Consider the following 22,819-nt stretch of genomic DNA (forward strand, 5'->3'; position numbering starts at 1 on the left):
GTCACGCCCCGCCCTTTCGGTACTTCAACGAGAAAGAAGTGGCCCGCCCCCCGGGAGAAAAGCGGGGGGCCAGGCCGCCGAAGGCCTTACTTGGCCTCGGCCTCGACGTTGTCCTTGGTGTAGACCGTGAACGGCCCCATCAGGATGCGCTTTGCACCCGGACGGCCTGGATCTTCCTCGATCGTGTAGTCGCCCATGCGGCCGGCGGAGAAGGTCTCGCCCACCGCGCCGGTGATCGCACCCGTCGCCAGCATGTAGCTGGTGTAATAGGTCAGATACCCGAGGTCGACGAAGGACCAGAGCGCAAACTCCGGCGCGCAGCCGTTCATGGTGTAGCTGACCATCTCGGCCGGCAGACCAAGGCCCGAGACCTTGACCTTGTCGCAAAGCCCCTCGTCCTGCATCGCCTTGGCCGAAGCCTGGATGCCGACGGTCGTGGGCGACATGATCAGCTTCAGGTTCGGGTGGCTGTCGACCAGCGCAAGCGCGCGGTTGTAGCTGACCTCGGACTGGTCATCGCCGTAGACGGTGTCCACCAGCTTCATGTTGGCGTATTTCGGATCCTTCAGCGCCTCGTTCATCGCGGCGATCCAGGCGTTCTGGTTGGCCGCGTCCGGCGTGGCGGAGAGGACCGCGAACTCGCCTTCGCCGCCCATGATCGAATGGGCCATGTCGGCCATCACCACGCCGATGGACCCGAAGTCGACCTGCGCGACGAATACAGTCTCGCCCGCACCCGACGGGATCGGGCTGTCCCAGGTCACGACCTTGGTGCCTGCTGCCTGCGCGGCCTCGGCGGCCGGGGCGATCTGGTCGCCTGCGTTGTTCGACAGCATCACGACCTTCTGGCCCTGGGAGGCTGCGTTGGTCACGATCTCGATCTGGCCGGCGACCGAGTTTTCCGGCGTCGGGCCGGTGTAAAGAAGCTCCGCCGGGTTCTGCAGTTCGGCATGGGCCTCCTGCGCGCCGCGGTTCGCCTGGTCGAAAGGCAGGATCCCCAGGAACTTGGGCAGAAGCACCATCGGCACTTCCTGGCCCGGCGTGGCCTTCACGGCTTCGGCCAGGGCCATCCCTCCCCAAAGCGCAGCGCTCAGCGCCAGCGCCGACACGGTCAGCTTGTTCATTCTTGCTCCTCCCATTTGAGCGTTGGCCGAATCGCTCCCCCGATCGGCATGGCGGCATATTGGCCTGACCACTTTTGCGCTGGCAACCGATTCTTTTGGCGAACGGGCGGTTTCTGGCCGAAAAATGGGTTGCAATGCGCCGGACTTCGCGGAAGATCGCCGGAAACGGCTCAAGTGGTAAGGCCAGTCAGATGCAGCTTTCCGTCACCAGCTGGTCCTTTCCGGCCTGCAGCCTGGACGAAGCCTGGGCCATTGCCCGCGCGCTTGGGTTCCAGGCAATGGACCTCGGCCTCTTCTACGGCCCCGCCCTCGACAAGGCGCGGGTCCTTGCCGACCCGGAAGGGGCGGCGCGGGACGTAACCGGGCGCGGCATCCGCGGGGCGAACCTCTACTGGCTTTTCGGGAACGGGCTTTCAGACCGGGCGCTGACCGACCCCGAGGCAAGGGCCCCGAACCTGACCGACTTCGCCGCCGTCTGCCGCTTTGCCGCAGCGGCGGGCATCCCCTCGGTCTTCGTCCTGCCCGGAGTGGTGGATGGGCGGCCGAAGGAACAGGCGATCGCCGACAGCGCCGCCTCGCTGCGGGCGCTCAACGGCATCGCGCAGGGGCAGGGTGTGACCCTGACGGTCGAGCCGCATGTCGGCGGCATCCTCGCCAGCCCCTCCGAGACCCTGTCGCTTCTGGACCAGGCGCCGGGAGTGAAGCTTGCGCTCGACTACGCGCATTTCGCATGCATGGGCTTCACGCAGGACGCGATCGACCCCCTGGCCCCCCATGCGGGCCATGTCCACCTGCGCCAGGCCCGCCCCGGTGCCCTTCAGGCGAAATGGGGCGAAGGCACGCTGGACTTCGCTGCCATGGTCGGCGTCCTGCGGCGCGCGGGCTACGACGGCTGGCTGGCGGTCGAATACGTCCACCAGACCTACATGAACACCCTTTTCGACGATGTCCTGACCGAGACGATCCGCATGCGCGACGCTATGCGGGCCCTTGGGATCGCTTGAGGCCGCCCCGCGCGGAATCGCCATGGCGAGAAACTGTTGTGCGGCGACGGGGGTTGTGGTGAGGTCCGCAAAAGGCGCCACGGCACGGCGCCATGACGGGGGGAGAACATGCGGAACCTTTTGACCTGGATCCTGATCGCGGCAGTCGTCATCCTTGGCTTCTTCGCCGTCCAAAGCTCGCGGCAGGTCACCGGCCTGCAGAATGAGATCACGGCCGCCGGCGCTGCCGTGACCGCGCTGGAAGGCGAAAAGTCGGCCCTGGCCGCCGAGATCGAAAAGCTGAAGGCCGATGCCGCCAGCGCGACGCAGGCCGCAACCGCCGCCGCCGCCGCAGTCGAGGCTGAACGCGCGGCACTGGCCGAACAGGTCACGACCCTGACCGAACAGGTCACCGCCCTTGGCGCAGAGAAGACCGCACTCGGCGACCAGGTCACCAGCCTTGGGGCCGACCTTGCCACGATGACCGAAAAGGCCACCGCACTCGAGGCCGAGCGCGCCACGCTGGCCGAGACGATCACCGCTCTTCAGGCGCAGGTGGATGCAGCCGCCGCGGCGCTTGGCAACGCGGGTACCACCACGACCACCTCGCCCTGAGGGCAGACCCGGCGCCTGCCGCCGGGTCTTTCCGTTTCCGGCAAAGCGATGCAGATTGCCCCCCTGAAACGGGGGAGTGCGGGATGATGCAAAGCGGCGGGCAGCTTCTGGTGCAAAGCCTGGTGGGGCTAGGCGCGAAGAAGGCCTTTGGTGTGCCGGGGGAAAGCTATCTTGCGGTCCTCGACGCGCTGCACGACACGGCGGGCCAGCTTGACTACGTCCTTTGCCGCCACGAAGGCGGGGCCGCTTTCATGGCCGCCGCCTGGGGCAAGCTGACCGGCCAGCCGGGGATCTGCATGGTCACCCGGGGCCCCGGTGCCACCAACGCCTCGATCGGCCTGCACACCGCGATGCAGGATTCCGCGCCGATGATCCTTTTCGTCGGGCAGGTCGGGACCGACATGACCGGGCGCGAGGCCTTCCAGGAACTCGACTACCCCGCGGTCTTCGGCACGATGGCGAAATGGGTGGTCGAGGTCGACCGCGCCGACCGCATCCCCGAGCTTCTGTCGCGGGCCTGGACCACGGCGCTCAGCGGCCGTCCGGGCCCGGTGGTGATGGCGCTGCCCGAAGACATGCTCGTCACCCTGACCGACGCCCCGGCCCTGACCAGCCTGGTCACGATCCACGAACCCGCACCGGGCGAGGGGGCAGTCGACGCGGCGCTGGCCCTTCTGGCCGACGCCAAGCGCCCGCTTCTGATGCTCGGGGGCTGCAACTGGCAGGCCGAGGGCAAGGCCGCCTTCAAGGCCTTCGCCGAAGCCTCGGACATCCCCGTCATCGTGGGGTTCCGCGCGCATGACACCTTCGACAACCACTCGCCGGTCTACGCAGGCGAAGCCGGGGTCGGCATGCCCGAGCATGTGAAGGAACTGATCCGCGAGGCGGATACCATCCTCGCCGTCAACCTCCGCTTTGGCGAGATGACGACGGATGGCTACACGCTTCTCGATGTGCCGAACCCCGCGCAACGGCTGATCCATGTTCACGGGTCCGAGGGTGAGCTTGGCAAGATCTACCGCCCCGCCCTGGCAATCCAGTCCGGGCCGAACGCCTTTGCCCGGTCGCTGCGCCCGGTCCGGGGGGATTGGGCTGACTGGCGGGCAAAGGCGCGGTCGGCCTGGCTTGGCTCGCTGACCATCTCCCCGCTGCCGTCGCCGGTCGACATGGGCCGCGTCTCGGCCCATCTGCGAAAGGTGCTGCCGCCGGACGCGATCATCACAAACGGGGCAGGGAACTTTGCCGTCTGGCCGAACAAGTTCCTTGCCTACGGGTCTCAGGCGCGGCTTCTCGCCCCCCAGTCGGGCGCCATGGGCTACGGTGTCCCCGCCGCCATCGCCGCCAAGATCGCCCACCCCGACCGCCTTGTCCTCTGCTTTGCCGGCGACGGCGACTTCCAGATGACCGCGCAGGAACTTGCCACGGCGCGGGCGGAAGGCGCGCAGCCGGTCATCCTGATCCTGAACAACGGTATCTATGGCACCATCCGCGCGCATCAGGAACGCGAATACCCCGGCCGCGTTTCGGGGACCGACATGATCAACCCGGACTTCGTCATGCTCGCCCGCGCCCACGGCTTTCATGCCGAACGGGTGGAAACCACGGAGGCCTTCGCCGCCGCCTTCGACCGCGCGGTCGCCTCGTCCACCGGGGCGGTCCTTGACCTTGCCATCTCGGCCGAGGCACTCACCCCGCGCGCCAGCCTGACCCAGATCCGCACGGCGGCGGAGGCAAGGCTGCGCGAGGCCGACCAAGCTGCCTCCGGCTGACCCCGCTCAGGGACGACGCAGCGCGACGACCTCGCGCACGAAGGTATAGTCCTGATAACCCAGCCGCGCCGCCGGGGCATAGCGGGTATAATCAAGCCGCCCCCCGACCAGGCAGTCCTCGCGGATATGAACCCCCACGACCTCGCCCAGTAGCATCCGCTCGGGCCCAAGAAGCTCGACCAGCTTCACCACACGGCATTCCAGCGTTGCCGGCGCATCCGCCACGCGCGGGCAGTCGATCTCCACGCATTCGGCCTTTGCGACCCCGGCCTCGACGAACTCATCCGTTCCGTGCGGAAACCGGGCCGAGGTCGCGTTCATCGCCTGCAGCGCATCGGCGGCCACGATGTTGACCGCGAAGACCCCGCTTTCCATCGCATTGGCCATGCTGTCGCGGAAATCGCCCGCAAACATCACCTGCGGCGGCGTGTAGCCCACGGCATTGAAGAAGGAATAGGGGGCAAGGTTGTCGCCGCTTGCCGACCGGGTGGAAATCCAGCCGATCGGCCGCGGGGCGACGATGGCCGAGAACGGGCTGTGTGGCAGGCCGTGACCATCGGCGGGGCGGTAGAACATCTGCGGGCCTTTCGCGATTTGATCCTGACATGTGCGCATGTTACGGCGCGCTTCAAGCAGATTCGGGGGCAGGGCGCGGTGTACCGGCTTGAGGAAGAGACCGAAGCCGACTGGTGGGAGGTCGAGGCGCTTTACGACCTGTGCTTCGCCCCCGGGCGGACGGCGCTGTCCTCGTACCGCCTGCGCGACGGCGTGCCGACCGTGGCACCCCTGTGCCTCACGCTCCGCGACGATGACGGAACGCTCGCCGCCGTCATCCGCTACTGGCCCGCGCTGATCGGCGAGCATGACGTCCTCCTCCTCGGCCCCATCGCCGTCCACCCGACCCGCCAAGGCGAAGGGCTGGGCGCGCTTCTCATCAACGAAAGCCTTGCCGAGGCGCGGCGCCTTGGATGGGAACGGGTGATGCTCGTCGGCGACGCGCCCTATTACGGCCGCTTCGGCTTTCGCAAGCTCGAGGGGGTCGAGATGCCGCCCCCCACCAACCCCGACCGGGTTCTCGGGCTGGAACTGAAGGCCGGGGCTTGGGCTGGCGTGACCGGCAAGGTCGCAAAAGCGACCTGACGCCCATTGCGCGGGGGCGGATCGGGGCCATATTCCGGGAATGAAGAACACCCTTCCCGCCGTCGCAACCCCCAGCCTTGACGAGGCCATCACCTCGCTTGCCCGCCGCTACAAGCGCGCGAACGGCCCGGTGATGCAACTGATGAACCGTCTGGGCGGCACGCTGGAAAACCAGCTTGACCTCCTGCCGCCCGCATTCCGTGACCAGGTCGAGGTGGTCACAGCCCGCGCACTGGAAGCCGCTTATGGCCTCGCCGCCCGGACACCCGATCTTGGCCAGCGAGGCCCGCTTGCTGCCGTGATGGTCTCGGGTGCGGCTGGCGGGGCTGGGGGCCTTGCAACGGCACTGGCCGAAATCCCGGTGACCGTGACCCTGATCCTGAACGCCATCCGGGCCGAGGCCCGGGCCGCCGGCTTCGACCCGGATGCCCTTGGCGTGCGCGAGGATTGCCTGCGCGTCTTCGGTGCGGGATCGCCGCTGGAAGGCGATGACGGGGTGAACACCAGCTTCCTGACCGCGCGTCTGGCGCTGACCGGGCCGACGGTGCAGAACCTGATCACTGCCATCGCCCCGCGCCTGGCTGCCGTCCTCGGCCAGAAGCTTGCCGCGCAGGCGGTGCCGGTGGTCGGCGCGGTCACCGGGGCAGCGCTGAACGCGGCCTTCCTGACCTATTACCGCGAGCTTGCGCGCATCCGCTTTGCCCTCCTGAAACTTGCGGAGACACACGGGACCGAGCCCGTCCTTGCCGCCTTCCGCGACGCCACCACGCCCCCCCGCATCACCCGCGCCTGAGCCGGGAAAGTCCAAGAAGTTTCGCCGAAAATTCTTGGGTTCGCCGCCCGCCACGGCTAAACCCCGGGCAGGACGAAAAGGGGGCCGCCATGCCAGAGGACATCATCACCCGTCTCAAGGCGATGGCGGAACGCTCTGACCGGCCCTGGCTGAACGGCGGCACGCCCGCCACCTACGGCGAACTCCTCGACGCAACGGGACGCCTTGCCCACACCCTTCTGGCCCTTGGCCTTCAAAAGGGCGACCGCCTGCTCCTGCAGGTGGAAAAGTGCCCCGAGGTCCTGACCCTCTACCTCGCCTGCCTGCGCGCGGGGATCGTCTTTCTGCCGGTGAACCCCGGATACACGGTTGCCGAGACCCGGCATTTTCTGACCGATGCCGAACCCGCCCTCGCCGTGGTCGACGCCGCGCGGCAGGCCGAGATCGCCGCAACCGGCGCGCGGGTGGCAAGCCTGCCCGACCTCATCGCCGCATCCGCCACGCAGGACCCCGCCTTCGCCGACCCCCAGCATAAGCCCGATGATCTGGCTGCGATCCTCTACACCTCCGGCACCACCGGGCGGTCGAAGGGGGTGATGCTCAGCCGCGACAACCTTGCCTCGAACGCGGCGACGCTGGTCGATCTCTGGCGGTTCACCGAAGATGACGTCCTTCTCCATGCGCTCCCGGTCTTTCACACCCACGGGCTCTTCGTCGCGACGAACTGCGTGCTGGTCTCTGGCGCTTCGATGATCTTCTTTCCCTCCTTCGCCCCCGACGCCGTGCTGACCGCACTGCCGCAAGCATCGGTCATGATGGGTGTCCCGACCTTCTACACCCGCCTGCTCGCCGATCCCCGGCTCACCCGTGACGCCTGCAAGGGCGTGCGGCTTTTCATCTCCGGCTCGGCCCCCCTCTCGCCCGCGACCCACGCCGAATGGCAGGCGCGGACGGGCCATGCGATCCTTGAACGCTACGGGATGACCGAGACGAACATGATCACCTCGAACCCCTACGACGGTGCCCGGAAGGCCGGGACGGTAGGGATGCCCCTGCCGGGGGTGGAGGTGCGGGTCACCGGCCCTGCGGGCGTGCTCCCGGCGGGCGAGGCGGGGTCGATCGAGGTTCGGGGGCCGAACGTCTTCAAAGGCTACTGGAACCTCCCCGAAAAGACGGCGGAAGAGTTCCGGGACGGCTGGTTCATCACCGGCGATCTCGGGGCCTTCGATGCCGATGGCTACCTTTCGATCCTCGGCCGCGCGAAAGACCTGGTCATCACCGGCGGGCTGAACGTCTACCCGGCCGAGGTCGAGGCGGCGCTGGATGACCTTCCCGGAGTCCGGGCCAGCGCGGTGATCGGCGTGCCGCACCCTGACTTCGGCGAGGCGGTGGTGGCCTGCGTGGTGGGAGCGGTCGAGGAGGAGGCGGTCCGGGGCGCGCTGCGGGAAAGGCTCGCGGCGTTCAAGATCCCTAAGCGGGTGATCGTCATGGACGATCTGCCCCGGAACGCGATGGGGAAGGTCCAGAAGGCCGAGCTTCGGCGGGTTCATGCGGGGCTTTTCGAGGTCTGAAACCCGAAGTGTCCACAGTGGTCACTTTCGGAAAATGCAATTAAGAAAAGGACTTAAGGATTTTCATTAACGATTTGGAAAGGTGTCCACCTGCCGGTCGGGCGAGCCTGCCGTTACCCGGCCTCCAAAGCCTGAACCCGCCGGAAATGGGCGCGTTCTGCGATCTTGGCGGCCAGGCGGAACCGCGCGCCGATCTCTGAAAGGGGCGTGTCACGCCGGTAGATCTGGCCCTGCCGCGTCCGCAGCCAGGGTGGCCGGAAGGGCAGGGCAACGAACTCTCCCGTTGCGAGCTGCTCGCTGCAGAACTCGGGCAGGATCATCGCGACGGCATCCGATGAGCCCACGACGTCGATCACCGAGCGCGGGACGGAACATTCGATCGCTGGCAGGAAGAAGCGTCCGTCCTCGGACAGCCGCCCCATCGCGCTGACAGCCGGCAGGACCTGGGCCATCCGGCTGGGTGCCCTTGGGGCCGCAAGCGGATAGGACGCCAGATCGGTCAGACCGATTTCGCGCCGCCCGGCAAGGTCATGGTCCCGCCGCACGACGAAGAGGCCCGTCCTCTCCCGCAACACCTCTGTCTTCAGGTGCGGGTGTCGCTCTGCCTCGGTCAGCTCTCCGACACAAAGCTCGGCTTCGCCGTTCAGGACCGCCTCGCCGAGCCGCCACCAGTCAAGGTCGCGCAGGCTGACCGCCACCCCGGTGCGTCTGGCCAGGGCGATCAGTGCGGCACCGGCCCAGGACTGCGCGATATAGGCCCCGACCCCGACGGTCAGCCGTGTCGTCTGGGACTGAAGGTCGGTGATGCTGCGCTTGAATTGCGCCTCGGCACGCAAGAGATTGCGCGCCTCTTCCAGCGTGGATTGCCCCTGCGGCGTCAGGGTCACGCCCTTCGGGCCGCGGTCAAAGAGAATGACGCCCAGTTCCTGCTCAAGCGCCTTGATGATCCGGGTCAGCTGCGGCTGGCTCATCCCCAGGACTTTGGCGGCGCCGTGGAAGGTATGCGTATCGGCCAGGACAATGGCCGCCCTCAGTCGGTCCAGCATGCGAAACCACCGATACGTGCGCCGTATCGGTAGCCTAGTTGTCCCGTATCACCCCGGCAAGTACTGCCGCCGCGAAGAACGCCCCGATTTCGTCGGCGAAATGGAAAGGGACCAGCGATGCGCATCTACCCGAAGACCCTGAGCAGGCTTTTGGCGTCAACGGTAGCCGCCGGGCTTTTGTCGCTCACCGTTCCAAGCACCACGCTTGCCGAAACCACCACTATCCCAAGCTGGCTTGGCGACCTTGAGCTGCAGAACGGCTACCCCAGCCCGGCAACCGCGGAACTGCTGTACGACCAGATGGACTTTCACCGCGCCACGCAGGCCTATCTCTGGGCGCTGCCTGCGGTCGGGTTCAAGGCGCTTTACGACGCCCAGGCAAAGCAGCTTGGCACCCCGAACGGGGATATCCTGTTCTACCGCACACTGGCGGACAAGGCGGGCATGCTGACGCCTAACATCACAACCCTCTATGCATTTTCGTACTGGGATATGGCGAAGCAGGGCCCGATGGTGATCGAAGCGCCCGCTGGCCTGACGGCCGGGGGGGTCCTCGACATCTGGCAGCAGCCCGTGACCGATATCGGCCAGACCGGCCCTGACAAGGGTGAGGGGGCCAGGTATCTGATCCTGCCCCCCGGCGGACCAGAGGTCGAAGCACCGGGCTACCTCGTGTACCGGGCCACGTCGAACCAGCTCTGGTTTGCGACGCGCGGCCTTGATCCCGACAAGGCGAAAGCAGAAGCCACCCTTCGCGGCTTCCGCATCTATTCCTGGGACCAGCGTGACAACCCGCCCCAGACGAGCTTTTCGGATGTTGCGGGTCGCCCCTGGCAGTCGGCGCAACCCGACACGCTGGACTACTGGCGGCTTCTGGCCGAGCTTTACGCCGACGAGCCGGTCGCACCGCGCGACCGGACGATGTTCGGCATGCTGGCACCGCTGGGCATCGTGCCGGGCCAGCCCTTTGCGCCCGACGAGAGGCAGGCGCGCATCCTGACCGAGGCGGCAAAGGTGGGCGAGTTGATGGCGCGCACCGTCGCCTTCGACAAGCGCTTCCCCGGAGCGACCGTCTATCCCGGCAAACACTGGGAATACGCGGTCATGTTCGATCTTTATCAGGAGACGCCTGACGCGAGCCGTGTGCAGTTCGACGAGCGGTCGTCCTGGTTCTACGAGGCTGTCGGCATGTCTGTGGGCATGCAGGGCCGTATCGTGGGCTTCGGGCAGGTTTACCTTGAGGCGTCCAAGGACAGCGAGGGCAACTGGCTGGACGGGGGAGCCACCTACCGCATGCGGGTAGAGCCGAACCCGCCGGTCAGGCAGTTCTGGTCGATCACGCTTTACGACAACGTGACGCGCGGCCCCCTGGTCACGCCGCAGGGGGCTGCCGACCTAAGCTCGCGCAGCGAGGGGCTGGTAACGAACGCGGACGGTTCGGTCGACATCTACTTCGGGCCAGAGCGCCCGGTGGACGCCACGAACTGGATCCAGACCAACCCCGGCAAGGGCTGGTTCCCGTACTTCCGCTTCTACGGCGCGACCGAAGCCTATTTCGACAAGAGCTGGCAGCTGAACGACATCCAAAGGCTGGAGTGACGCGGGTACCCCGGCCTTGGCGACTCATTCCCCCTGCGTCGCGAGCCAGTCCATCAGCATCGGCCGGGCGCTTTCCGCCCCTTCGGCCCGCGCCCGGTCTATCACCGCCCGCGCCTCGTCGAGGTTCACCCGGCGCAGAAGCGCCTTGACCGGGCCGACCGAGGCAGGGCGCATCGAAAGGGTGCGGAACCCGATGGCCGCAAGCGCCAGCGCCTCGATCGGGCGGCCGGCATCCTCGCCGCAGAAGGAGAGGGGGGTCTCCGTCTCGGCGCAGCGGGCGACGATCTGTTCCAGGAACCCAAGGAAGCTCAGGTTCAGCGTGTCATAGCGGCGGCGGACCAGCTCATTCTCGCGATCGGCGGCGAAGAAGAACTGCTTCAGGTCATTGCCGCCGATACTGATGAAATCCGTCAGCTCGTAGAAGGCCCGCGGCGCAAAGGCGAGGCTTGGCGTCTCCATCATCGCGCCGATCTCGATCCGCTCGGGCACCGGGTGGCCCAGCGATTTTTCCCGGTGAAGCTCGCGCAGGGCATGGGCGCGGGCGGCCTGGAATTCGCTCATCTCGGTGATCAGCGGGAACATGATCGTCAGGGGCCGCCCGTTCGCCGCCCGGATCAGCGCCTGAAGCTGCATCCGAAGGACACCAGGCTTGTCGAGGCCGACGCGGATGGCCCGCCAGCCCATCGCCGGGTTCGGCTCTTCGGGCGGCTTCATGTAGGGCAGGACCTTGTCCGACCCGATGTCGAGCGTGCGGAACGCCACGCGCTTGCCCTTCGCCGCGTCCATCACCCGGGCGTAAAGGCGCGCAAGCTCTGCCCGCTGCGGCATGCGTGAGCGGACAAGGAACTGAAGCTCGGTCCGGAAAAGGCCCACGCCTTCCGCCCCGGACCCCTCAAGGCTCGGCAGGTCGGCCATCAGCCCTGCATTCATGTGCAGGGCAACCGTCGAGCCGCATTTCGCCGTCGCCGGCAGGGCGCGCAGGCTTGCATAACGCTTCTGCGCCTCGGCCTGCATGGCGATCTTGTCGCGGAAGGCGCGGGCGACGGTTTCCTCGGGGCGCAGGTGGACGATCCCCTGGTCGCCGTCGACGAGGATCGGGTCGCCGTTCAGCGCCTCGGCGGTGATGCGTTCGGTCGAGATCACCAGCGGGATCGCCAGCGCCCGCGCGACGACCGCCGCGTGACTGCCGACCGAGCCTTCGTCCAGGACCACACCCTTCAGCTTGCGGCCATAGTCCAGAAGCTCGCCCGGCCCGATGTTGCGCGCGACGAGGACAGGGTTCTCCGGCATCTCGGCCCCGGTGTCCTTGCCCTGTCCGGTCAGTATGCGCAAAAGGCGGTTGGAGAGGTCGTCCAGGTCCGACAGCCGTTCGCGCAGATAGGCGTCCGGCACCTGTTCCAGCCGCGCACGGGCGGCGGATTGTTCCTTTTCCACCGCCGCCTCGGCCGACAGGCCGCGCATGATGTCTTCCTCCATCCGCCGCAGCCAGCCGCGCGAATGGGCGAACATCCGGTAGGCCTCAAGCACCTGCTTCTGGTCCTTGTCGAGCTGTTCGGCCTCCAGAAGGTCGTCGATCGAGACGCGTAGTTCCCCCACCGCGGCGCGGATGCGGTCGATCTCGGTCAGGGGGTCGTCGGCGACGGGGTTGGTGATGACGACGCGGGGCTCGTGCAGCCAGACCCGGCCTTCCGCCGCACCTTCCTGGCCACTGGTGCCGCGCAGCATCACCGGCTGCTTGTGCAAGGCCCGCATCCCGCCCTCGTCGCCGGTGAAGGCGCCAAGCTCGGTCATCTCGGCCAGCACCATGGCGACGACATCCAGCGCGTAGATGTCGTCCTCCGAGAACTGCCGGGCGATCTTGGACTGGACGACAAGAACGCCCAGCTTTTCGCCCACCCGCTGGATCGGCACGCCAAGGAACGAGGAGAACAGTTCCTCCCCCGTCTCGGGCATGTAACGAAAACCCTTTTCAGACGGCGCGTCGGCGGTGTTCACCGGCATCCCCGTCCGCGCCACGCGCCCCACCAGGCCTTCGCCCAGCTTCATCCGCGTCTTGTGGACGGCCTCCTTCTTCAGACCTTGGGTCGCGCACAGTTCCAGCGTTTCGGGGTCGCGGAACAGGTAGATGCTGCAGACCTCGGTCCGCATGCTGTCGGCGATCAGATGAGTGATCTGGTCCAGCCGGTCCTGCCCCTTGCCCGGCACGGCAAGGGTGTCGCGCAGACGGCGCAGAAGCTTGCGGCTGTCGCTTTCGCTGCGGTCGGGCATCACGGGGTCCTTCGCGTCATGCCCTCTCTATAGGCGATGGATGAGGCGGGGGGGAAGGGAAATGCCGCCGCTCCGGGACGGCCCGCGCGTGGTCAGGCTTCGGTGCCCGATCGCTGGGCAGCACCAGGCGCTGCAATGCAGGGTTGTTCATTCCGGGGCCGGTGGAATGCCAGGGTGGAAACGGTCCCTTGAAAAGGTCCCGGATCAGGTGGAATCCGGAAACGAACGCTCGACGAAGAACGGACAGAGGCGCACACTTTCCCGCGTCAACCTCGCTTGACCAAGAAAGGTCGAGGCACCTGTCGATCAGCGCCCAGACTGTTTTCCGAAAGCCGGGAAACAGCCCAGGACGAAGTCAGCACGGGTTCAAACCACGAGGGAGAGTCAGAATGTCATTCTATCTTTACCAGCTGGCCTATTCGAAAGAAGCGATCAGGGCCTTGGTCGCAAGTCCAAGCGACCGCGAAGCCGCAGCGCGCAAGCTGATCGAGGCACTGGGTGGAAAGCTCCACCACATGTTCTTCGCGTTCGGGGAATGGGATGTCATCTGCCTGATCGAAGGGCCGGATGACAAGATGATGATGGCCGGGGCAGCGGCGGTCGCCTCGGCCGGGACGGTGTCGAAATCATCCACCGTCAAGCTGATGACCTCGGCGGATGCCGCGGCCGCCATGGCAATGGCGGGCAAGGTCACGGGTGCCTATAAGCCGCCGATGGGCTGAGGACGTCCCTAAGGCCGGTGCAGCGGGCAGAGGTTTGGGCCCGCTGCACGCGACGCCGACCAGACGATGGCCGGCTTGCGACCCGCCGCGGGCCAGGCGGCGATGCCCGCCGACACATATGCCTTGTCCGACACACGGATTTGAGCGTTACATCGGATCAGAGTCGGCCATTGGACCAGGGCTCTGGCTCAGAGAGAGGTGACGGAGATGTGGAAGGCGACCCTGACAGTTTTGGTGGCAGCTCTGGCAATTCCCGCGCTGGCGCAAACCGTGTCGGACGTGAAGTTCGAGCCCGGAAATTTTGGTACGATGGTCAACGGGACGATCATCGGGGACGAATACATCGACTATCGGCTCGGGGCGAAGAAGGGCCAGAAGATGTTCATCGATCTGGTCGTCGAGGCAAGCAACGGAAGCGGTGCGGTGTATTACAACGTCCTTCCCCCGGGCAGCAGCGGCGAAGCGATCTACAACAGCTCGATTGACGGCAACACCACCACGGTCACCCTGCCCGAGAGCGGAACCTATTCGATCCGCGTCTATCACATGGGCGACGACGAGGATTCAGGAAAGACGTCCGGGTTCCGCATCGACCTGTCGATCCAGTAACCTGCACCACCCGTGCAGCCCGCAGGGGCGGCACGGGACCCTTCCGGTCAGGCTTTTTCCAGCTCGAACGTGTCGTGCAGCGCCTGCACGGCCAGTTCCATGTACTTCCGGTCGATCAGGACCGAGATCTTGATCTCGGAGGTCGTGATGACCTTGATGTTCACATTCTCGGCCGCCAGCGCCGCGAACATCTTGGCCGCCACGCCGACCTGTGACCGCATCCCGATGCCCACGACCGAAACCTTGGCGACATCCGTGTCGGTCACGAGGTCCGAGAACACGAACTTGCCCGCCGCCGAAGCCTCGTCGATCGCCTTCTTCGCCCGATCGACCTGGTTTGTCGGCAGGCTGAAGGTCATGTCGGTATGGGCGCGCTTGTCGCCCGGATCGTCCTGCTCGCTGATGTTCTGGACGATCATGTCCACGTTCACGCCCGCATCGGCCAGGGCACCGAAGATCGCGGCGGCAACGCCCGGCCGGTCCTCGACCTTCAGAAGGGTCATCTTCGCCTCGTCGCGGCTGTAGGCGACGCCGGACACAACTTTCGATTCCATGATTTCATCCTCGTCGCAGACCAGGGTTCCAGAGTTTTCGTCGACCTCTTCGAAGGACGACACGACGCGGAGCCGCACCTTGTAGCGCATCGCCAGTTCCACCGAGCGGGTCTGCAGCACCTTGGCACCCAGCGAGGCAAGCTCCAGCATCTCCTCGAAGGCGATCTTGTCCAGCTTGCGGGCCTTCGGGCTGATCCGCGGGTCAGTGGTGTAGACGCCATCGACATCGGTGTAGATGTCGCAGCGTTCGGCCCCGAAGGCGGCGGCAAAGGCAACGGCGGTGGTGTCGCTGCCGCCCCGGCCCAGCGTGGTGATCCGGCCCTCGGGCGACAGGCCCTGAAAGCCCGCGACCACCGCGACCTTGAAGCCTTCCGCAAACTTCGCGTCGATATGCTCGCGCGGGATCGACACGAACCGCGCCGCGCCATGGGCCGAGGTGGTGTTGATCGGCACCTGCCAGCCCTGCCAGGACCGGGCGGGGATGCCCATCTCCTGCAGCCGCAGCGCCATTAGCCCGGCGGTAACATTCTCGCCCGACGAGACGACCGCGTCATACTCACGCGCGTCGTAAAGCTTCGAGGTGGTCTCGACCCAGCCCACAAGCTCGTTCGTCTTGCCCGACATGGCGCTGACGATGACGATCACGTCATAGCCGCGCTCGACCTCCTGCTGCACCTTCTTCGCGGCGTTCTCGATCCGCGCGAGGTCCGCCACGGATGTCCCGCCGAATTTCATCACCAGTAGCGGCATCTTCCCCCCGCGTGTTGACGCGCGGTTCTTATGCGGGGGGAGGGATGCGTGCAAGGGGGGGAAGGGGCGGGCAATGCTGCCCACCCCTCAACGTCATCAGGCCCCGATCACGCCGCCGTCGTCGCGGGTGATGACCAGCGTGGCCGAACGCGGGACCGTGCCGTTGTAGTCCGGGAAGCCCGAGCCAAAGGTGCCGGCCGCGAACTCCTCGGCCGTGGCATGGCCGCCGGGATGCTGGACGTTCACGAACATCGTCGTCCCGTCCGGCGTGGCGATCACGCCCGTGATCTCCTGCCCCCAGGGTCCGGTCAGGAACCGACGGATCTCGCCGGTCTTGGGGTCCGCCGCCAGCATAGCATTCATCCCGAAGGGCTCCAGCGGGCCCTCCTGGTTCGGCCCGATGTCGCCCATATCAGTCTGGATCCAGAGCCGCGACTGCGCGTCGCACCAGAGGCCGTCCGGGCAGGCAAAGGTGCTGTCGTCGCCCAGGACCTCGCCGTTGAAGACCAGCGAGTTGCGCGGAGTGCCGGCGATGACGAAGAGGTTCCAGGCAAAGGTCGGCAGCGCATGGTCACCGCCCTCATAGCTCCACCGCACGATCTGGCCGAAGTTGTTCTCGGCCCGCGGGTTCACCGCGTCGATCTGGGTCATGTCGCGGCGGTTGTTGTTGGTCAGCGTGAAGTAGACCTCGCCCGAGTTCGGATCGACCGTGCCCCATTCCGGGCGGTCCATCTTCGTCGCTCCGGCCTGATCGGCGGCGGCGCGGGTGTTGACGAGGATGTCGGCCAGGTCGGCAAAGCCGTTCTCCGGGGTCAGACCGTTCTGACCCGGGGCGAGCGCCAGCCATTCGCCGGTGCCGTCGTCGTTGAACTTCGCGACGTAGAGCGTGCCCTCGTCGAGAAGCGCGCCCGACGCGGTGGCCGGGTCATATGCCGCCGCCGAGACGAACTTGTAGATGTACTCGAAGCGGCTGTCGTCGCCCGAATAGCAGACGACCGGTTTCCCGGCGATTGCGGGGGCAAAGACGATCCCCTCATGCGCGAAACGGCCGAGATGCGTGCGCTTGACCGGAACCGAGGCCGGATCGAAGGGGTCGAACTCCACCAGCCAGCCGAAGCCGTTCGGCTCGTTGCGGTAGTCTTCCGTCGCGCTCGCCCCGATTGCGGCGGCGTTGAAGCGGACGAACTCGTCCGGCGCGCCGGCAGCCTTTTCCCAGCCGTAGCGTGACTCTTCGGCCGACACGCCATAGCGCTTCTGCTCGCGCGGCATTTCGGCATCGGCGTTGACGAAATAGCCGGCCCAGTTCTCTTCCGCCGTCATGTACGTGTTCCAGGGCGTGACGCCGTGGGCGCAGTTGTTCAGCGTGCCGCGCGTGCGCGTCCCGTCGGGCGAATACTTCGTCACCAGATGCGCCGACCCGGCGGCGGGGCCGGAGAAGGTCATCTCCGTCAGCCCGGTGATGCGGCGGTTCAGCGGGTCGGCCACGATCGCCCACTGCCCGTCCGACCCGCGCTGGATGCGCGCGATCGAGACGCCGTGGGCATTGATTTCCTTCAGGACCTCGTCGGCGTTCCGGCTGCCGTCGGCGGCGAAGACGACCATGTCGCTGTCCAGCGCCTGGCCCGCCCATTTCGCGGCATGCAGGAAGCGCGGCTCGATGTATTCGTGGTTGAAGACCAGAAGCCCGTCGGTCGAAGACCCGTCGATGCCATAGTAATGCATCCCGTCATGGTGCATCCCGACCTGCATGCCCTGCTCGGCCCCGCTGTTGCCGCCAGAAACGAAGGCGGGCATGTCGCCGGTCAGGGGCGTGCCCCAGGGCGCGAGGATCTGGACCTTGTATCCTTCGGGGACGACCACCGTGTCGTCCTTCGACAGAGGCACGGGCGTGAAGCCGAGAAGACCTGAAGCCGCGGTGGTCTGTGCCAGAGCGCTGCGGGCGGTGATGGCGGTGCCGAAAAGCCCGGTGGCTATGGCGGCAAGCCCGCCGACCATGAACCCCCGGCGCGAGGCGCGGGCCTCGATCACGTCATACATCGTGGGGTTGGCGGAACGGTTCGAGGGAACCTCGTCGCCATGCTCGTAGAACGGGGTCTTGCGGAAGTCGGAATAGTCGTTCTCGTAGTCTTTCATGCCTTGCTCCATCGCGAGGGATTGCTGGGACAAGGGGCAGCGCCCGGTTTGCGGACGGCTGGTGGCACCCCCGGGACGGACGGTGGCGACGGATGGAGTCGGGCGTATTGCGATGGTTTGATGGTTTGGTGACAGCCGGAAGTCAAAGCGCCCGCCAGCCGATGTCGCGGCGGCAGAACCCACCCGGCCAGTCGATTCTGTCGACCATCGCATAGGCGGCATCCCGCGCCTCGCGCAAGGTGGCCCCTCTTGCGGTCACGTTCAGGACCCTGCCGCCGCTGGCGATGATCTGCGCGTCGCGGGCGGCGGTGCCGGCGTGAAAGACCATGTGGCGGCTGTCCTCGGGCAGCTCCTCCAGCCCGCGGATCTGGCTCCCCTTGGCATAGGCCCCGGGATACCCCGTTGCGGCCATGACCACGGTCAGCGCATGGTCATCGGCCCAGTTGACCTGTGCCTTGTCCAGCCGCCCCTCGGCAGTGGCCAGCATCAGGTCCAGCGCCTGCGCCCCGAGCCGCATCATCAGGACCTGCGTCTCGGGGTCGCCGAAACGGGCGTTGTATTCGACCAGCCGGGCGCGGCCGTCCTTGATCATCAGCCCCGCGTAAAGGACGCCCGAATAGGGCGTGCCGCGCCGCGCCATCTCGGCGATCGTCGGAAGGACGATCTCGTCCATCGCTTGCGCTTCGATCTTAGGTGTCAGCACCGGGGCCGGCGAATAGGCCCCCATCCCGCCCGTGTTCGGCCCGGTGTCGCCGTCGCCCACCCGCTTGTGGTCCTGCGCCGTGCCGACGGGCCGGGCATGGGTGCCGTCGGTCAGGACAAAAAGGCTCGCCTCCTCGCCCTCCATGAATTCTTCGATCACCACTTCGGCCCCGGCAGCTCCGAAGGCACCGCCGAGGATGTCGTCGATGGCCGAAAGGGCTTCTGTTTCCGTCATGGCGACAATCACGCCTTTGCCTGCTGCCAACCCGTCTGCCTTGACGACAATTGGCGCGCCCATGCGGCGGATATAGTCCTTGGCTTGGGTCGGATCGGTGAAACGGGCCCAGGCGGCGGTGGGGGCGGCGCAGGCGTCGCAGACCTCCTTGGTGAAAGCCTTCGAGGCCTCCAGCCGCGCCGCAGCTGCCGAAGGGCCGAAGGTCAGCAGCCCCGCCGCACGTGTCGCATCGGCCACCCCGGCGGCGAGTGGCGCCTCGGGTCCGACGATCACGAAGTCGATGGCGTTCTCTTCGCAGAAGCTGACGACCGTGGCCCCGTCCAGAATGTCGATCTCGGCGCATTCCGCCAGCATCGCGATCCCCGCATTGCCGGGGGCGACGATCAGCCGGTCGGTCTTGGGGTTCTGCTTCACCGCCCAGGCGAGAGCATGTTCGCGGCCACCCGAGCCGAGGATGAGGATGTTCATGTAAGCCGCCCCTGTTGCAAGGTTGTCTGCCTGATAGGGACGGGCGCTTCGGCTGGCAAGCCCCGCCGATTTCCTCGAAGAAATCGGACCGGACCCTTTGAAGGGTCCGAAGCGGAGTTTTCGAAAAATCCGCATCTTTCCCTGCGGCAACGTCGGGCCTATCCTACCGGGATGGACCTGATCGACGACAGCCCCGCGCCCACCGGCAACCAGCCCGAATACACCGTCTCTGAGCTTTCGGGCGCGGTGAAGCGGGTGATCGAGGGGGAGTTCGGCCTTGTCCGCGTCCGGGGCGAGGTGGGGCGGGTCAGCCGTCCGGCCTCGGGGCATCTCTACTTCGACCTCAAGGATGACCGGGCGGTGATCGCCGCGATCAGCTGGAAGGGGCAGGTCGCACGGATGCAGGTGCGGCCGGAGGAGGGGATGGAGGTCGTCGCCACCGGGCGGATGACGACCTTTCCCGGCCAGTCGAAATACCAGCTGATCGTCGATGACGTCGCCCCCGCCGGGGCGGGTGCGCTGATGGCGATGCTGGAAAAGCGGAAGGCCGCGCTTCAGGCCGAGGGCCTCTTCGACCCCGCCCGGAAGCAGCCGATCCCCTACCTTCCCCGCGTCATCGGCGTCGTGACCTCGCCCTCGGGCGCAGTGATCCGGGACATCCTCCACCGCCTCCGCGACCGCTTTCCCCGGCATGTCCTCGTCTGGCCGGTCGCCGTCCAGGGGCAGGATTGTGCGGCCCAGGTGGCGGCCGCGATCCGGGGGTTCAACGCGATCGAACCGGGGGGGCCGATCCCGCGCCCGGACGTCCTGATCGTCGCGCGGGGGGGCGGCAGCCTCGAAGACCTCTGGGGCTTCAACGAGGAGATCGTCGTCCGCGCGGCGGCGGCAAGCCGCATCCCCCTCATCTCGGCCGTGGGCCATGAGACCGACACGACCCTGATCGACTACGCCGCCGACCTGCGCGCGCCGACGCCCACGGCAGCGGCGGAACTGGCGGTGCCGGTGCGGCTGGACCTGCTGGCCACGCTGGACGCCCTCCGTGCCCGGCTCACGCGCGGGGTGGGGCAAGGGGTGACCCTGCGGCGGCAACGGCTGCGCGACCTTTCGCGCGCGCTGCCCCGGGTGGAGACGCTGCTTGCCACGCCCCGCCAGCGGCTGGATGCCGGGGCGCTGCGGCTGGGTTCGGCGCTGGGGCTGGCGGTCACGAAGAAGCACCGGGAGTTCGACCGGATCGCGGGGCGGCTGCAGCCGCAGGCGCTGCGGGGAGGGCTGGCCCGCCAGCGCGACCAGCTTCAGGCGCGCGAGGAACGGCTGGGCCGGGCGATCCTGATCCGGCTGGACCGCCGCCGCGAACGGCTGGAGAGCCTCGCCGCCCGCCTCGCCCCGGCGCTGGCGCGGATACTGGGCGAAGCGGCGCGGCGGACGGGCGAGGGGCGGGCGCGGCTGGAGGGGCTGGCGGCCCGGCTGGACGCGGCCCCGGTGCAGCGGTTCCGTCGGCTTGCCGACCGGCTGGAGGCCCTCGACCGCACCCGGGCGACACTGGGGTACCGTGAGACCCTGAAGCGCGGCTATGCGGTCGTCCGCGGCGACGGGGCGGTGGTGACCGGGAAGGCGGCGGCGGAACGGGCGGCAGCCCTGGAGATCGAGTTCCATGACGGGAAGCTCGCCCTCGGCCCCCGCGCCGGGAAACGGGGCCGGGGCGAGGGCGACGGCGGGCAGGGGAGCCTGTTCTGACGCCCGGGCCGGGATGGTGACCACAGTGGTCAAATTCGGTTTATTAAATGATCCCAATGGTTTGCTTGTGGATGTTAGGGATTTGGTAAGGTCTGCCTCGTCGGGCAGGTCGACCGGATAGGTGCAGGGTTTGCACCCGGACTTCGCGTGCAGAGTGCAGAGGGATCAGGACCCCTTTCACTGTTCGCTTGCGCCACTTTTTGCCGACTGACATGGTGCTGCGAAAAGGGGAGAGGGACAATGACAACGCGCATACTCGTCCTTGGCGCCGGCTTCGGCGGAATGGAGCTTTGCACCACATTGTCCGAGGCGATTGGAGAGGCGGCCGAGGTCACGCTGATCGACCGGTCGGATGCCTTTGTCTTCGGCTATGCCAAGCTGGACCTCTTGTTCGGTCGCACGCCGGAATCCGGGGTTCGCAATCCCTATGCCGATTTTTCCAAACCGGGGGTCCGACTGCTGCGCGAGACGATCACGGCGATTGATGCCGAGGCACGGCGGGTGACAACCAACTCTGGCGTGCATGAGGCTGATATCCTGATCATCGCGCTCGGGGCGGATTACGACGTGACGAGCACTCCGGGCGTTGTTCTGGGGGTGAACGAATTCTATTCGGTCGCCGGTGCCGCGCATCTGTCGCAGGTGCTGCCCGGGTTCACGGGCGGTGATGTGGTGATCGGTGTCTGCGGTGCGCCCTACAAATGTCCGCCCGCGCCTGCCGAATGCGCGCTGATGCTGCATGATTACCTTGCGGCACGCGGGCTGGAGGACAAGACCCGGATCACCGTGGTGAATCCCCTGCCCTCGCCGGTGCCGCCGTCCCCCGACACGTCGAAGGCGATCCTTGAGGCTTTCGCAGAGCGCGGGATCACCTTCATCCCCAACACCCGCGTGGCCCGGGTGGACGGCAAGACGGTGCATCTGGACAATGACAGCACGCTTCCTTGTGAACTTTTCCTTGGCGTCCCGAAGAACCGTGCGGCGGATGTGGTCGTGGCGGCGGGCCTGACCGAAGGCGGCTGGGTTCCGGTCGATCCTTTCACGCTGGCGACGAAACATCCCGGTGTCTATGCGCTGGGCGATCTGGCCAATACCGGAGTGCCGAAGGCGGGGGTCTATGCCGAAGGGGCCGCACGCGCCGTCGCGGCCAACATCATCTCGCGCCTGCGTGGAGAGGCGGAGACCGCGCGAAATCCGGGGGCAGGGTCCTGCTATATCGAGTTCGGGGCGAACCGGATCGGGCGGGTGGACGTGGACTTCCTGTCGGGGCCGAAACCCTTTGGCACCTACCACGGAGCGTCCGAGGCCTTGCGGCTGGACAAGGAGCATTTCGGCTCCAGCCGCCGGGCAAGGTGGTTCGGGCGCTAAGGGTCCTTGTAGCGGATTGTGACGAGGCCGGGCTGAAGCCCGGCTTACGGGACTTGCCCGTCCGGTCATCGCGCGGGAAGCGCGTGGCGGAACTTCGGTGCGGGGCGGTGAGGCATGGGCGCGCGCGGACGGCAGCCTGAGTGGCCGGGGCGCAGCGCGGGACGCGGCTAGGGCAGGAGCGCCCGGAGTTCCGCCTCGCGTGCACGGCCAAGCTCGATCCGGCAGGAGCTGATGGCGATGCCCGTCCCCGACCCGCCGCCGTAGGTGGACCCGACGTATTCGCATTGCGCGTCGCGATAGGCGCTCCAGGCCGCCTGCGAAGCTTCCAGCGCTGGGACCGACACGGCGCGGCCGGTCACGCCGTCCAGCTCCTTCGCCGCTTCGGTGGCGAAGCCGAGCATGGTGGCAAGGCTGGCCTCGACCCGCTTTTCGGTCGCTGCCACGCAATCGCCGATTTCCACCTGGCTGCCGAAGTCGACCCCGCATTCCGTCGCCGGATCGGCGAAGGCCGCACCGGCGGCAAGCGTTGCGAGGGCCGGGATGATCAGTGTCTTCATGCGTTCCACTCTGTCTGCTGTTGTCGCCATGCCGGTACGATGCCAGCCATGGCCCTGAAGCTAGTCGAGCCATCGGGCGCGGGCAACTCTTTCGCCGGGG

At 67.0% G+C, this 22,819-nt stretch carries 19 protein-coding genes; 11 read left to right on the forward strand and 8 right to left on the reverse strand.

Annotation, left to right across the window (positions count from 1 at the left end; translation table 11 throughout):
* Window positions 1-86 precede the first annotated feature (86 nt).
* Complete coding sequence (locus AC2D9V_RS16050; protein ID WP_484715111.1) at window positions 87-1,124, reverse strand: rhamnose ABC transporter substrate-binding protein; 1,038 nt, start codon at window positions 1,122-1,124, stop codon at window positions 87-89.
* Window positions 1,125-1,315: 191 nt separating this feature from the next.
* Between AC2D9V_RS16050 and AC2D9V_RS16055 the strand changes: the two genes are divergently transcribed.
* The 3 genes from AC2D9V_RS16055 to AC2D9V_RS16065 all read left to right on the forward strand — a co-directional run bounded on the left by AC2D9V_RS16055 (window position 1,316) and on the right by AC2D9V_RS16065 (window position 4,491).
* A complete protein-coding gene (locus tag AC2D9V_RS16055; protein ID WP_484715112.1) occupies window positions 1,316-2,128 on the forward strand; it encodes a sugar phosphate isomerase/epimerase family protein in 813 nt (270 codons plus the stop codon).
* Window positions 2,129-2,236: 108 nt separating this feature from the next.
* Window positions 2,237-2,722, forward strand: coding sequence for a hypothetical protein (locus AC2D9V_RS16060; RefSeq protein WP_484715113.1), 486 nt, complete (start codon window positions 2,237-2,239; stop codon window positions 2,720-2,722).
* 83 nt (window positions 2,723-2,805) lie between these two features.
* The gene (locus AC2D9V_RS16065) at window positions 2,806-4,491 is read left to right on the forward strand and encodes a thiamine pyrophosphate-dependent enzyme (RefSeq protein WP_484715114.1); all 1,686 of its coding nucleotides are present in this window, start codon (window positions 2,806-2,808) and stop codon (window positions 4,489-4,491) included.
* A gap of 6 nt (window positions 4,492-4,497) precedes the next feature.
* Here the strand turns inward: AC2D9V_RS16065 and AC2D9V_RS16070 are convergent, their stop codons facing one another.
* Window positions 4,498-5,067: a flavin reductase family protein gene (locus AC2D9V_RS16070; RefSeq protein WP_484715115.1), complete on the reverse strand. Its 570-nt coding sequence runs from the start codon at window positions 5,065-5,067 to the stop codon at window positions 4,498-4,500.
* Window positions 5,068-5,145: 78 nt separating this feature from the next.
* On the opposite strand from AC2D9V_RS16070, the gene AC2D9V_RS16075 reads away from it, so the two are divergent.
* The 3 genes from AC2D9V_RS16075 (at window position 5,146) to AC2D9V_RS16085 (ending at window position 7,974) form a co-directional block, all read left to right on the forward strand.
* Window positions 5,146-5,631, forward strand: a complete 486-nt coding sequence (locus tag AC2D9V_RS16075) for a GNAT family N-acetyltransferase (RefSeq protein ID WP_484715116.1) — start codon at window positions 5,146-5,148, stop codon at window positions 5,629-5,631.
* A gap of 40 nt (window positions 5,632-5,671) precedes the next feature.
* Entirely contained in the window at window positions 5,672-6,424 is a 753-nt protein-coding gene (locus AC2D9V_RS16080) for an EcsC family protein (protein WP_484715117.1), read from the forward strand.
* 89 nt (window positions 6,425-6,513) lie between these two features.
* Entirely contained in the window at window positions 6,514-7,974 is a 1,461-nt protein-coding gene (locus tag AC2D9V_RS16085; protein ID WP_484715118.1) for an AMP-binding protein, read from the forward strand.
* A gap of 113 nt (window positions 7,975-8,087) precedes the next feature.
* Here the strand turns inward: AC2D9V_RS16085 and AC2D9V_RS16090 are convergent, their stop codons facing one another.
* On the reverse strand, window positions 8,088-9,020 hold the full coding sequence (locus tag AC2D9V_RS16090) for a LysR family transcriptional regulator (protein WP_484715119.1): 933 nt from the start codon (window positions 9,018-9,020) through the stop codon (window positions 8,088-8,090).
* A 117-nt stretch (window positions 9,021-9,137) separates the two neighbouring features.
* On the opposite strand from AC2D9V_RS16090, the gene AC2D9V_RS16095 reads away from it, so the two are divergent.
* Window positions 9,138-10,619 carry a DUF1254 domain-containing protein gene (locus AC2D9V_RS16095; protein WP_484715120.1) on the forward strand — a complete coding sequence of 494 codons (1,482 nt, stop codon included), beginning with the start codon at window positions 9,138-9,140 and terminating at the stop codon, window positions 10,617-10,619.
* Window positions 10,620-10,643: 24 nt separating this feature from the next.
* Here the strand turns inward: AC2D9V_RS16095 and ptsP are convergent, their stop codons facing one another.
* Window positions 10,644-12,887 carry a phosphoenolpyruvate--protein phosphotransferase gene (gene ptsP, locus AC2D9V_RS16100; RefSeq protein ID WP_484715121.1) on the reverse strand — a complete coding sequence of 748 codons (2,244 nt, stop codon included), beginning with the start codon at window positions 12,885-12,887 and terminating at the stop codon, window positions 10,644-10,646.
* A 389-nt stretch (window positions 12,888-13,276) separates the two neighbouring features.
* Here ptsP and AC2D9V_RS16105 point away from each other — a divergent pair, with 389 nt between their 5' ends.
* Both AC2D9V_RS16105 and AC2D9V_RS16110 read left to right on the forward strand, forming a co-directional pair.
* On the forward strand, window positions 13,277-13,609 hold the full coding sequence (locus AC2D9V_RS16105; RefSeq protein WP_484715122.1) for a GYD domain-containing protein: 333 nt from the start codon (window positions 13,277-13,279) through the stop codon (window positions 13,607-13,609).
* A gap of 207 nt (window positions 13,610-13,816) precedes the next feature.
* Window positions 13,817-14,218 carry a hypothetical protein gene (locus AC2D9V_RS16110; protein ID WP_484715123.1) on the forward strand — a complete coding sequence of 134 codons (402 nt, stop codon included), beginning with the start codon at window positions 13,817-13,819 and terminating at the stop codon, window positions 14,216-14,218.
* A gap of 47 nt (window positions 14,219-14,265) precedes the next feature.
* On the opposite strand, the gene AC2D9V_RS16115 is transcribed toward AC2D9V_RS16110, so the two are convergent.
* From AC2D9V_RS16115 to purD, 3 genes are all read right to left on the reverse strand, one after another.
* Window positions 14,266-15,522, reverse strand: a complete 1,257-nt coding sequence (locus AC2D9V_RS16115; RefSeq protein ID WP_484715124.1) for an aspartate kinase — start codon at window positions 15,520-15,522, stop codon at window positions 14,266-14,268.
* A gap of 96 nt (window positions 15,523-15,618) precedes the next feature.
* The gene (locus tag AC2D9V_RS16120) at window positions 15,619-17,655 is read right to left on the reverse strand and encodes a PhoX family protein (protein ID WP_484715125.1); all 2,037 of its coding nucleotides are present in this window, start codon (window positions 17,653-17,655) and stop codon (window positions 15,619-15,621) included.
* 142 nt (window positions 17,656-17,797) lie between these two features.
* Window positions 17,798-19,060, reverse strand: coding sequence for a phosphoribosylamine--glycine ligase (gene purD, locus AC2D9V_RS16125; protein ID WP_484715126.1), 1,263 nt, complete (start codon window positions 19,058-19,060; stop codon window positions 17,798-17,800).
* A gap of 171 nt (window positions 19,061-19,231) precedes the next feature.
* On the opposite strand from purD, the gene xseA reads away from it, so the two are divergent.
* Both xseA and AC2D9V_RS16135 read left to right on the forward strand, forming a co-directional pair.
* On the forward strand, window positions 19,232-20,794 hold the full coding sequence (xseA, locus tag AC2D9V_RS16130; RefSeq protein ID WP_484715127.1) for an exodeoxyribonuclease VII large subunit: 1,563 nt from the start codon (window positions 19,232-19,234) through the stop codon (window positions 20,792-20,794).
* Window positions 20,795-21,034: 240 nt separating this feature from the next.
* Complete coding sequence (locus AC2D9V_RS16135) at window positions 21,035-22,162, forward strand: NAD(P)/FAD-dependent oxidoreductase (protein ID WP_484715128.1); 1,128 nt, start codon at window positions 21,035-21,037, stop codon at window positions 22,160-22,162.
* 167 nt (window positions 22,163-22,329) lie between these two features.
* On the opposite strand, the gene AC2D9V_RS16140 is transcribed toward AC2D9V_RS16135, so the two are convergent.
* A complete protein-coding gene (locus tag AC2D9V_RS16140; protein WP_484715129.1) occupies window positions 22,330-22,719 on the reverse strand; it encodes a lysozyme inhibitor LprI family protein in 390 nt (129 codons plus the stop codon).
* Between the last annotated feature and the right edge of the window lie 100 nt (window positions 22,720-22,819).

This window comes from Tabrizicola sp. T46, from assembly GCF_057219895.1.